The organism is Sphingomonas sp. CCH9-E2 (assembly GCF_001557215.1).
Classification (GTDB): domain Bacteria; phylum Pseudomonadota; class Alphaproteobacteria; order Sphingomonadales; family Sphingomonadaceae; genus Sphingomonas.
Window position 1 is genome coordinate 1 of sequence record NZ_LSJM01000095.1, and the last position, 11,383, is coordinate 11,383.

An 11,383-nucleotide genomic window follows, 5' to 3' on the forward strand; every position below is an offset into this window, starting at 1 on the left:
GGGTTTGGCGTGCGCGGTTAGAGCCGCACCGCCGCCCTCTTGCCCGGAATCGGGTGAGATGGCGCTGCTCCTCCCGATCCTGCCTCTTTTCCTCCAGCGCTGCCCCGTGCATAGGCACGTCAAACATGCAGGACTGATATGGCGCAGCTTCTTTCGATCACGCTTCCCGATGGCTCCGTGCGACAGGTCGCGCCCGGGACGACGCCTGGCGACATTGCCGCCGCGATCGGGCCGGGGCTGGCCAAGGCGGCGATTGCCGCGCGGGTCGATGGTGAACTCCGCGACATCAACCGGCCGCTGGAGAAGGATAGCGCGCTCGCGCTGGTGACGGCGCGGGACGAGGCGGATGCGCTGGAACTGGCGCGGCATGACTTTGCGCATATCCTGGCCGAAGCGGTGCAGGCGCTGTGGCCGGGGACGCAGATCACCTTCGGCCCGGCGACCGATGACGGGTTCTATTATGACGTGATGGCTCCGGCGTCGCGCGCGCCCTTCTCGATGGAGGATCTGCCCGCGATCGAGGAAAAGATGCGCGAGATCATCCGTGCCGACAAGCCGCTGCGCCGCGAGGTGTGGAGCCGGCAGGCGCTCATCGACCGGTGGACGGCGCAGGGCGAGAGCTTCAAGGCCGAATGGGCAAAGGAGCTTCCCGAGGGCGAGGAGCTGACGGTATACTGGTCGGGCGACGACTGGCTCGACATGTGTCGCGGGCCGCATCTGGCATCGACCGGCAAGCTCGATCCGGCGGCGTTCAAGCTGATGCGGGTTGCGGGCGCCTATTGGCGCGGGGACCAGAAGAATGCGCAGCTGACGCGCATCTATGGCACCGGCTGGCTCAACAAGAAGCAACTCGACGCGCATCTCCACAGACTGGAGGAAGCGGCGAAGCGCGACCATCGCAAGCTGGGCGCGGAGATGGACCTGTTCCACCTGCAGCAGGAAGCGCATGGCAGCGTGTTCTGGCACCCCAAGGGTTATATGGTCTGGCGTCAGCTCGAGGCCTATATGCGCCGCGCGATCGACGCGGCCGGCTATCGCGAGGTCAAGACGCCGCAGGTGATGGACGCGCGCCAGTGGGAGCAGTCCGGGCACTGGGGCAAGTATCGCGAGAATATGTTCGTGATCCCCGACGAGGTGCCGAACGTCGATGACGAAGGCCCGGTGATCAGCGGCGAGGCCGACTGGATGGCGCTCAAGCCGATGAACTGCCCGGCGCATGTGCTGATTTTCCGGCAGGGGCTGAAGAGCTATCGCGAGCTGCCGCTGCGGTTGTACGAGAATGGCTGCTGTCACCGCAACGAGCCGCATGGCGCGCTGCACGGGTTGATGCGCGTGCGGCAGTTCACGCAGGACGACGCGCATATCTTCTGCCGCGAGGATCAGATTGTCGCCGAGGTTCAGGCATTCTGCGAGCTGGCGGATCGAGTGTATCGCGATTTCGGGTTCACCTATTCGATCAAGCTGGCGCTGCGGCCCGAGAAGCGCTTTGGCTCAGACGCCGATTGGGACAAGGCCGAGAATGAGCTGCGCGACGCGGTGGTGCGCGCGGGGCTGGCGACTCCCGAATATGGCTGGGAAGAGCTGCCGGGCGAGGGGGCGTTTTATGCGCCCAAGCTGGAGTGGCACCTGACCGACGCGATCGGGCGGACGTGGCAGGTCGGCACGATCCAGTCGGACCGCGTGCTGCCCGAGCGGCTCGACGCGTCCTATGTCGGCGAGGATGGCGAGCGGCACCGGCCGGTGATGCTGCACCGCGCGATCTTTGGGTCGTACGAGCGGTTCATCGGCATCCTGATCGAGCATTTCGCCGGGCGGCTGCCGGTGTGGCTGGCACCGGTGCAGGCGGTGGTGGCGACGATCGTGTCGGATGCCGACGACTATGCGAAGGACGCGGTCGCGAAGCTGAAGGCGGCGGGGATCCGGGTCGAGAGCGACCTGCGCAACGAGAAGATCAACTACAAGGTGCGCGAGCATTCGCTGGCCAAGGTTCCGCATTTGCTGGTGGTCGGGAAGCGCGAGGCGGAGGAGGGCACGGTCGCCGTCCGCACCTTGGGCAGCGAGGGGCAGAAGGTGATGTCGCTCGACGACGCCATCGCGATGCTTGCGGATGCGGCGACCCCTCCCGATATGAAGGCGTAACCCGCGCGCCACAGCGTGTGGCTTTTTCGTCAGGATCGCGCGGCGGGGCTACCCGTTTGCGCGTTCATGCGTTATCGTAAGTCGTCGAAATCATAACAGGAGCTGTTCCTATACGTCCCCCCATGTCCCGGCGCGGTTTCGCGCCCCCGGTGCCGACCGGCCCGCGCTTCAATGAATTCATCCAGTCGCCCAAGGTTCGCGTGATCGACCATGAAGGCGAGAATCTGGGCGTGATGTTCACGCGCGAGGCGATGGAACAGGCGCAGGCACTGGGTCTCGACCTGGTCGAAGTGTCGCCGAACGCGGACCCGCCCGTCGCCAAATATCTCGATGTCGGCAAGTACAAGTACGAGGCGCAGAAAAAGGCAAACCTCGCGCGCAAGTCGCAGAAGACGCAGGAGATCAAGGAGATCAAGATGCGTCCCAACATCGACGATCATGACTATGAGACCAAGATGAAGGCGGTGCACAAGTTCATCGGCGAGGGTGACAAGGTCAAGATCACGCTGCGGTTCCGCGGCCGCGAGCTGAGCCATGGGCAGCTGGGCATGAACCTGCTCAAGCGCGTGCAGGAAGACGCCGCCGAAGTGGCGAAGGTCGAAAGCTATCCGCGCATGGAAGGCCGCCAGATGCTGATGGTGCTGTCGCCCAAATGAGGGTGACGGCGCTTGCGGTGCTGGCGCTGGCCGCGCCGCTTCCCGCTGCGGCGCAGGTTGTGCACAGCCCCGCGATCACCGCCGGGACGGACGAACCGCTCGTCCGTCCGGCGGATGCCAAGCTGGTGTGGTCGGACGAGTTCGATGTCGACGGCCTGCCCGATCCCAAGCGCTGGGCCTATGACACCGCCCGCAACAAGCTGGGCTGGCACAATGAAGAAAAGCAATATTACGCCGCCGCGCGGCCGCAGAATGTGCGGGTCGAGAATGGCAGGCTGATCATCACGGCGACGCAGGAGCGGCTGTCCGACAAGCCCGATCATGGCGGGCAGGATTATGCGTCGGGCAAGATCTTCACCAAGGGGATTGCCGACTGGCGCTACGGCTTTTTCGAGATTCGCGCCAAGCTGCCGTGCGGGCGCGGCATCTGGCCGGCGATCTGGATGCTCGCGTCGGACGACAGCAAGGGCTGGCCCGCAATGGGCGAGATCGACATCATGGAGCATGTCGGCTGGGACAATGGCCGCGTCCATGGCACGGTGCACACCGGCGCGTACAACCATGTCGCCCGGACGCAGAAGGGCGCGCATGTCGTGCAGAACGACGTGTGCGAGACGTTCCACACCTATCAGCTCGACTGGAACGCCGACCGCATCCTCGTGGGGATGAACGGGCGCGCCTATATGCGGTTCGAGAATGACAAGAAGGGTGATCCGCAGACCTGGCCGTTCGGGACGCCGGAATATCTGATCCTCAACGTCGCGGTCGGCGGCTGGGGCGGGCAGAAGGGGATCGACCCCAAGGCATTCCCGGCGGCGATGGAAGTCGATTATGTGCGGGTTTGGCAGCGGGATTGAGGGACGCGGTTACGCTGCTTCCGGCCTTCCGCGCGTTCCCCGGGTCTTGGTTGCGAGGCGCGTTCTGAAGTTTCCAGGAAGCCGCTTGTGGCGCGGTGGATGCTGAAACGAGTTCAGCATGACGGTGGTGTAGCGGGGGCGTTGGCACCTCTCCCGTCGCCCCGGGCTTGACCCGGGGCTGGGCTTTTCTTGGCAGCGTTGCAGAGAAGAAGAAGCCTTGGCCCGGCTCAAGGCCGGGCTGACGATGGGGGTGTGTGCAACCCTCCCCCGCAAGGGGGAGGTGCCAGCGTAGCTGACGGAGGCGGCGGAAGCACGACGATCAAGAGGGCGCAGCCGTCCTCCCCCTCCGTCGCCTTCGGCGCCACCTCCCCCCTGGCGGGGGAGGATTTTTCAGTCGCCGCCGCCGTCGCCGCCACCATCCCCGCCCGAGTCGCTATCCGTGCGGTCGCGGTCGCCGGTGTCGCTGGCGTAGGTGGTGCCGCCGTCGTCGCCCTCCTTCCGCCGCTTTGCCTCCTTCGCCGCGTTCAGCGAGATGAACACGGCCATCAGCGAAATCGCCACGGCGCCGAGTGCGATCCACACGGCGGTCATAGCGGCGGCTCCCACAGTTCGATCGCGTTGCCTTCGGGGTCGTGAATGCGGGCGAATTTTCCGACCTCCGGCGAATCCCATGCGGGATCGGTCTGGATCGCGATCCCCGCCGCGTTGAGCTGTTCGAGCATGCCTTCGAGGTCGCGGACGCGCAGGTTGATCATGAACTGCTTGTCGGCGGCGAAATAGTCGGTGTTCGCCTTGAACGGGGCGAAGACCATCGGGCCGCCCTGGGTGTGCCAGGTCCATTCGTTGACCTCGCCCCCGCTATCCTCGGCGACGCAGCCTGCGCCGATGCCGAGATGCTCGCGATACCATGTGTTGAGCGCGTCCGGGTCCTGCGCCCGGAAGAACAGCCCGCCCATGCCGAGTACGCCCATTGTCGTCGCTCCCCCGTGGTGGTGCGAGGAGTGTAGGGGCGTAATCGGGTAAATCCACCCCTCTCGTCACCCCGGGCTTGACCCGGGGGCGGGCGCTCTTGGTTGGCGTTGAAGAAGAAGCCCTGGCCCGGCTCAAGGCTGGGCAGACGATGGGGTTAGGCCGCGCTCGCGAACTCGCCCTGCCCCGCGGTTGCGTCGAGCAGGCGGCGTTCGAGCGACTTCAGGCGCAGAACCGCGGTGATCTTGTCGCCAGTCAGGTCGGTGACATAGAAGGTATCGACCGCGCGCTCGCCATAGGTGGCCACATGCGCGCTGTGGATCGTCACCTTCGACTGGAACAGCGCATAGGCGAGGTGGTGGAGCAAGGCCGGGCGGTCGCGCGCCTGCACCTCGATCACGGTGAAGCGGTTCGATGCCTTGTTGTCGATCAGCACGTTTGGCTCGATCGTGAAGGCGTCGGCGCGCAGGCGGGGCAATGGCTTGGCGGCGAGGCGTTCGGTGAGCTTGGCGCGGTTCGCCAGCGCCTCGGCAATGCCGGTCTCGATCCGGGCGAGCTGGCCGGGATCGTCGAACGGGCGGCCCAGTGGGTCCTGAACCAGGAAATTGTCGAGCGCCATGCCGTCGCGCGTGGTGTGGATGCGCGCGTCGATGATGTTGCCGCCCGCCGCATGGATCGCGCCGGCGATGCGGTAGAACAGGCCGGCATGGTCGGCGGCATAGACGGTGACGAGCGTCGCGCCGCGATCGGGATAGACCGTCGCCTCGACCGAGAGCTGCGCGTCACCCGCGCGGGTGATGAAGCGGGCATTGCGTTCGATCACATCCTCGGGCTCCGCCACCCAATAGGGGTCGGCGAGGCGGCGGACGAAACCGCTGGTGTCGCCGCCGATCGCCTGTGCCAGCGCGGCCTGTTTAGCCGCGATCCGCTCACCGCGCCCGCGCTGCTTGTGGCCGAGGCGCAGCACTTCCTCGGCGCTTTCGAACAGGTTGGTGAGCAGCTGGCGCTTCCACCCGTTCCACACGCCGGGGCCGACCGCGCGGATATCGACCACGGTCAGGATCAGCAGCATCATCAGCCGCTGGGGCGATTGCACCACTTCGGCAAAGTCGAGGATCGTCTTGAAGTCGCTGAGGTCGCGCTTGAACGCGGTGGCCGACATCAGCAGGTGATAGCGGACCAGCCACGACACCGTCTCGGTCTCCGCCGCGGTCAGGCCGAAGCGCGGGCCGAGCTTGAGCGCGATCTCTGCGCCGATCACGCTGTGATCGCCGCCGCGCCCCTTGGCAATGTCGTGCAGCAGGACCGAGACATAGAGCGCGCGGCGCGAGGCGACCTGATCGAGGATGCCGCTGGCGAGCGGGTGATCCTCCTTGAGGTCGCCCTTTTCGATGCGGTTGAGCAAGCCGACGGCGCGGATCGTGTGTTCGTCCACCGTGAAATGATGGTACATGTCGAACTGCATCTGCGCGACGACACGGCCGAAGTCCGGCACGAACTGGCCGAACACCCCGGCCTCGTTCATCCAGCGCAGCACGGTTTCGGGATCGCGCGGGGACGTCAGCACGTCCATGAACAGCGCATTGGCGCGCGGGTCGTCGCGCCAGTCGGCGATCAGCTTGGCATCGCGGTTGGCGGCGCGCATCGCGAGCGGGTGGACTTCGAGCTTGTGCAAATCGGCGAGCTGGAACAGCTCGACCAGCCGCACCGGGTCTTCGCGGAAGAAATCGTCGTTCGGCAGGGCGAGGCGGCCGCGATCGAGCACGAAGCCCTTGAGCTTGCGGGGGCTGCGGCGGATGCGGGGAAGGCCGAAGCGGCTGCCGCGCGCGGCAAACTTCTCGTCCAGATGCGCGAGGAAGACGCCGGTGAGGTCGCCCACCATCTTCGCCTGCAGGAAGTAGAAGTGCATGAAGCGCTCGACCTTCGACTTGCCCGGGCGGTCGGCGTAGCGCATCCGCTCCGCGATCTCGCGCTGATAGTCGAAGGTCAGGCGGTCCTCGCCGCGCCCGGCGAGGTTGTGGAGATGACAGCGCACCGCCCACAGGAAATTCTCGGCGCGGCGGAACTGGCGGTATTCGAGCTTGGTGAGCAGCCCGACCTCGACCAGATCGGCGGGTTCGCGCACGCCATGCGCGTATTTGCCGATCCAGAACAGGGTGTGGAGGTCGCGCAGGCCGCCCTTGCCCTCCTTGACGTTCGGCTCGACGACATAGCGGCTGTCGCCCATCTTGCGGTGGCGCTCGTCACGCTCGGCAAGTTTCTGCGCGATGAAGTCGCGCGCGCTGCCATTCTGGATTTCCGCCTTGAAGCGCGCGGCAGCCTCGTCATAGAGCGCGGTGTCGCCCCAGATGTAGCGTGCTTCGAGCAACGCGGTGCGGACGGTGATGTCGCCGCGCGCTTCCCGCACCATTTCGTCGAGCGAGCGCGAGCTGTGGCCGACCTTGAGCCCCATGTCCCATAGCGAATAGAGCATCGATTCGATGACCTGCTCGCTCCACCCGGTCTGCTTCCAGGGCGTGATGAAGCCGATATCGACATCGCTGTGCGGCGCCATTTCGCCGCGCCCATAGCCGCCGACCGCGATTAGCGTCATGCGTTCGGCGGTGCTGGGGTTGCTGTTGGGATAGAGGCGGGTGAGGGTGAAGTCCCACAGGGTGCGCAGCAGCTGATCCATCAGGAACGCGCCGCTGGCCGCGCTTTCATGGCCCTTGGCGGGCTGTTCGATCAGGCGGCGGGCGATTTCGGCGCGGCCGGATTCGAGTGCCTGTTTGAGCCGGAGCGCGGCGGCCTGACGCAGCCGCATCGCATCGGGCGCATCGAGCGCGGCGAGATCGTCCGCCAGCGCCCGCCGGTCGACGATCGCGCGGCGGTGGGGGATGGAGTCAAAGCGGCCGGACATGGGGAGGAGATAGGGGAGGTCGCGCGGTCGCGCTACCTCGTTCGTCATCCCGGCCTTGTGCCGGGATCCACCGGGCGGCAGGTGCGATGCCCGAGCCGCGATCACCGGGCGCGCGGCGCAGTGGACCCCGGCACAAGGCCGGGGGTGACTAACCGAGGATCAATCCGGCTTCTTCGCGACGCCCACCAGTGCCGGGCGGAGCAGGCGGTCGCGGATCATGTAGCCCGACTGGATTTCCTGCACGATCGTGCCGGGTTCGGCGTCGGCGCTCGGCACTTCCATCATCGCCTGGTGGCGATTGGGGTCGAGCGCTTCGCCGAGCGCGCTGATCTTCGAGATGCCGTGGCGGGCGAAGACGCTGTCGAGTTCGCGCCCGGTGGCTTCGAGGCCGGTGATCAGCCCCTTCATCTTGTCGTCCTCGCGCAGCTCCTCCGGGATTGCGGCGAGTGCGCGGCCGAGATTATCGGCGACCGAGAGGATATCGCGGGCAAAGCCGGTGGCGGCATAGTTGCGCGCGTCCTCGGCCTCCTTCTGCGCGCGGCGCAGCAGGTTCTGCGCCTCGGCGCGGGCGTAGAGCGTTGCGGACTTGGCTTCGGCGAGTTCCGCCTCGAGCGCGGCGATGCGGTCCTGTTCGGCCACTTCGGGGGCGGCCTCTGCGGTTTCCTGACGGAGGTCTTCGGTCGCTTCGGTCTTGGGTTCTTCGGTCATGGTTCCTGCGTGTTTTCTTATGGTTCAGGCCAACAATCTGGCCAGGGTCGATGCCGTGAAATCCACCATGGGCACGACGCGCGCATAGTTCAACCGGGTCGGGCCGATAACCCCCACCACGCCGACGACGCGGCCGTCCATCGCGCGCACCGGCTTGGCGATGACCGAGGAGCCGGAGAGGGCGAACAGCTTGTTCTCGCTGCCGATGAAGATGCGGGCGGCGTCGGCCTCCCGCGCGCTGTCGAGCAGGCGGGCGATTTCCTCCTTGCCCTCCAGCTCGTCGAGCAGGCGGGTGACGCGGTCGAGATCCTCGGCCAGTGCGGATTCGAGCAGGCGGCCCTGACCGCGCACGATCAGCACCGGGCGATCGTCGCCATCCTGCGACCAGACCGCGAGACCGCGCTCGACCAGGGTGCGGGCAGCATCGTCGAGCGCGGCGCGTTCGCTGGCGATCTGGTTCGCGATGCGCGCGCGGGCCTGCGAGAGCGTCAGGCCGCCGAGCGTGGCGGTGAGGTAGTTGGCGGCCTGTTCGAGCGTCGCGGGGGGCAGGCCGGGGGGCAGCTCGACCACGCGATTCTCGACCGACCCGTCCTCGCCCACCAGCACCGCGAGCGCGCGGTCGTTGCCCAAGGGCACGAAGCCGAACTGGCGCAGCACGCGCTCCGCCTTGGGCACCAGCACCATACCGGCACAGGCCGAGAGGCCGGACAGCGCGGCGGTGGTGGCGGCGAGCGCCTCCTCCACCGGGCCGCGCGCGTCGGCGCGCGCCTCGATCGCGGCGCGTTCCTCCGCCGAGGGCTCGTTGGCCTGCATCATGCCGTCGACGAACAGGCGCAGGCCAAGCTCGGTCGGCATCCGCCCCGCGCTGGTATGCGGCGCGGCGAGCAGGCCGAGCTCCTCCAGATCCTGCATCACGTTGCGGATCGATGCGGGGGAGAGGTTGAGGCCGGGAGCACGCGAGATGGTGCGCGACCCGACCGGCTGGCCCGCGTCGAGATAGGATTCGACCACGACGCGGAAGATGTCGCGGGCGCGGTCGGTCAGCTCGGTGATCGGTGGGGTGGTCACGAATGCGAATGTAGCGTGTTGGCGCGTGCTCTCAAGGCCGCTCCCCGATCAGCGGGGCAAGGGCCGGGATCAGGTCGGGGGCGTTGCCGATGGCGTCGGCCATGGCACGGTTCGCCTCCATGTCGCAGCCGAAATAATAGTCGAGGCGGCTGGTGCGCGCGTCGGCATATTCCCAGCGCAGTTCCACGCTCGGCAGATCCGTGGCGGCAACCTTGCATTCTGGCTTTCCGGGGACGATCTCCCGTTCGGTCTCGGGCGCGGGGCGGAAACGCGACAGGGCAGCGACGAAACGATCATATTCGACGCGCGTCAGACGGAATTGGCGGGTGCCGGTGACGCTGGTGTGCTTGCGGCCCTCGAACGTCCCGGTCCCGTCGCTGGAAATGCTGAAGTGGTAGACCGGGCACGCGCCAAAGCAGGGGCCGGTCGTGTATTCGATCGACGTCACAGCGTCCGCCCCTAGACCGGGCGTGTTCGGCGCGGGGGTGCGTGCGCAGCCGGCCACCGCAAGCCCCAGCACCATGATCCATCCAAGCCGTTTCATGCGATTTCTCCGACGGAGCGAAGCGTCAGACTGGCGCGTTGGTTCCCGTGCGTCTAGGTCCGCTGCGAAACGAACCTTGGAGAATACCCTATGCGCCCCAGCGGCCGCGCCCCCGATCAGATGCGTGCGATCAGCATCGAACCGAACTTCACCATCCATGCCGAGGGATCGGTGCTGGTGAGTTTCGGCAATACCAAGGTGCTGGTGACCGCGAGCGTCGAGGAGCGGGTGCCGCCGTTCCTGCGCGGCAAGGGCGAGGGCTGGGTCACGGCCGAATATGGCATGCTGCCCCGCGCGACGCATACGCGCGGCAGCCGCGAGGCGGCGAAGGGCAAGCAGTCGGGGCGGACGCAGGAGATTCAGCGGCTGATCGGGCGATCCTTGCGCGCGGTGACCGACCTCAAGGCGCTGGGCGAGCGCCAGATCACGCTGGATTGCGACGTGATCCAGGCCGATGGCGGCACGCGCACGGCGGCGATCAGCGGGGCGTGGGTCGCGCTGCGGCTCGCGGTCGACAGACTGATCGCCGAGGGCAAGCTGACCGGCGATCCGATCACGCAGCAGGTCGCGGCGGTGTCGTGCGGGATCTATCAGGGCACGCCCGTGCTCGACCTCGATTATGACGAGGACAGTGCGGCGGATGCGGATGCGAACTTCGTGCTGCTGGCGGACGGCAAGATCGCCGAGGCGCAGGCGACCGCCGAGGGCGCGACCTATGACGAGGAAGGCCTGCTGCGGCTGCTGCGTCTCGCGCGGATCGGCTGCGGCGAGATTTTCGCGGCGCAGCTGAAGGCGGCGGGCCGGTGAGCGGCGAGGGCGATACCCCGCAGGCGATCCGCAAGCTCCAGCCGGGCAAGCTGGTCATCGCCAGCCATAATGAAGGCAAGGTGCGCGAGATTCGCGAGCTGCTCGCCCCCTATGGCATCGAGCCGATCAGCGCGGCGTCGCTGGACCTGCCCGAGCCGGAAGAGACCGGCACGACCTTCGTCGCCAATGCCGAGCTGAAGGCAATGCAGGCGGCTGACCTGTCGGGGCTGCCCGCGCTCGCCGATGACAGCGGGCTGTGCGTCGAGGCGCTGGGCGGCGATCCGGGGATTTTCTCGGCGCGCTGGGGGCTGGCCGATCCGGGGATTGCGGGGCTGGAGCCGGTGGCCGGTGAGGGCCGCGACTTCGACCTGGCGATGCGGCGGGTGAACGAAAAGCTCGACGCGCTGCCCGAGGGGACGTCGCGCGCCGCGCATTTCGTGTGCGCGCTGGCGCTGGCGTGGCCCGACGGGCATGTCGAATGGTTCGAGGGGCGGGTCGATGGCACACTGATCTGGCCGCCGCGCGGGGACAAGGGCTTTGGCTATGACCCGATGTTCGTGCCCGAGGGGCATGAGCGCAGCTTTGGCGAGATGAACCCTGCGGCGAAGCACGCGATGAGCCATCGCGCCGATGCGTTCGCGCAGCTGGTCGCAGCGGTGTTCTAAAGTCGTTTTCAGTATGGCGGCACCGGCCCGCTCCCCCACCCGGCCACCCATAGAATACACTGTCGTTGGGT

Annotated in this window: 11 protein-coding genes; 5 read left to right on the forward strand and 6 right to left on the reverse strand. The window is 67.1% G+C overall.

The window, feature by feature from the left end:
* Nucleotides 1-138 precede the first annotated feature (138 nt).
* The 3 genes from thrS (at nucleotide 139) to AX681_RS05105 (ending at nucleotide 3,652) form a co-directional block, all read left to right on the forward strand.
* Nucleotides 139-2,139 (forward strand): threonine--tRNA ligase, encoded by a 2,001-nt coding sequence (gene thrS / locus AX681_RS05095; RefSeq protein WP_066659925.1) that lies wholly within the window; start codon nucleotides 139-141, stop codon nucleotides 2,137-2,139.
* 122 nt (nucleotides 2,140-2,261) lie between these two features.
* On the forward strand, nucleotides 2,262-2,795 hold the full coding sequence (gene infC / locus AX681_RS05100) for a translation initiation factor IF-3 (protein WP_066659927.1): 534 nt from the start codon (nucleotides 2,262-2,264) through the stop codon (nucleotides 2,793-2,795).
* Entirely contained in the window at nucleotides 2,792-3,652 is an 861-nt protein-coding gene (locus AX681_RS05105; RefSeq protein ID WP_066659930.1) for a glycoside hydrolase family 16 protein, read from the forward strand. Before infC ends, AX681_RS05105 begins: the two co-directional genes overlap by 4 nt.
* A 390-nt stretch (nucleotides 3,653-4,042) precedes the next feature.
* Here AX681_RS05105 and AX681_RS05110 read toward each other — a convergent pair whose 3' ends face one another.
* From AX681_RS05110 to AX681_RS05135, 6 genes are all read right to left on the reverse strand, one after another.
* On the reverse strand, nucleotides 4,043-4,243 hold the full coding sequence (locus AX681_RS05110; protein WP_066659932.1) for a hypothetical protein: 201 nt from the start codon (nucleotides 4,241-4,243) through the stop codon (nucleotides 4,043-4,045).
* Complete coding sequence (locus tag AX681_RS05115) at nucleotides 4,240-4,623, reverse strand: VOC family protein (protein WP_066659935.1); 384 nt, start codon at nucleotides 4,621-4,623, stop codon at nucleotides 4,240-4,242. Before AX681_RS05115 ends, AX681_RS05110 begins: the two co-directional genes overlap by 4 nt.
* 155 nt (nucleotides 4,624-4,778) lie before the next feature.
* Entirely contained in the window at nucleotides 4,779-7,520 is a 2,742-nt protein-coding gene (locus AX681_RS05120; RefSeq protein WP_066659954.1) for a [protein-PII] uridylyltransferase, read from the reverse strand.
* A 159-nt stretch (nucleotides 7,521-7,679) separates the two neighbouring features.
* A complete protein-coding gene (grpE, locus tag AX681_RS05125; protein WP_066659939.1) occupies nucleotides 7,680-8,228 on the reverse strand; it encodes a nucleotide exchange factor GrpE in 549 nt (182 codons plus the stop codon).
* 24 nt (nucleotides 8,229-8,252) lie between these two features.
* Nucleotides 8,253-9,296: a heat-inducible transcriptional repressor HrcA gene (gene hrcA / locus AX681_RS05130; RefSeq protein ID WP_066659942.1), complete on the reverse strand. Its 1,044-nt coding sequence runs from the start codon at nucleotides 9,294-9,296 to the stop codon at nucleotides 8,253-8,255.
* A 31-nt stretch (nucleotides 9,297-9,327) separates the two neighbouring features.
* Nucleotides 9,328-9,840, reverse strand: coding sequence for a DUF6438 domain-containing protein (locus AX681_RS05135; protein ID WP_066659945.1), 513 nt, complete (start codon nucleotides 9,838-9,840; stop codon nucleotides 9,328-9,330).
* Between the two features lie 90 nt (nucleotides 9,841-9,930).
* Between AX681_RS05135 and rph the strand changes: the two genes are divergently transcribed.
* Complete coding sequence (gene rph / locus AX681_RS05140; RefSeq protein WP_066659948.1) at nucleotides 9,931-10,647, forward strand: ribonuclease PH; 717 nt, start codon at nucleotides 9,931-9,933, stop codon at nucleotides 10,645-10,647.
* Nucleotides 10,644-11,312 carry an RdgB/HAM1 family non-canonical purine NTP pyrophosphatase gene (gene rdgB / locus AX681_RS05145; protein ID WP_066659951.1) on the forward strand — a complete coding sequence of 223 codons (669 nt, stop codon included), beginning with the start codon at nucleotides 10,644-10,646 and terminating at the stop codon, nucleotides 11,310-11,312. The genes rph and rdgB overlap by 4 nt, the downstream gene beginning before the upstream one ends.
* Nucleotides 11,313-11,383: the final 71 nt, after the last annotated feature.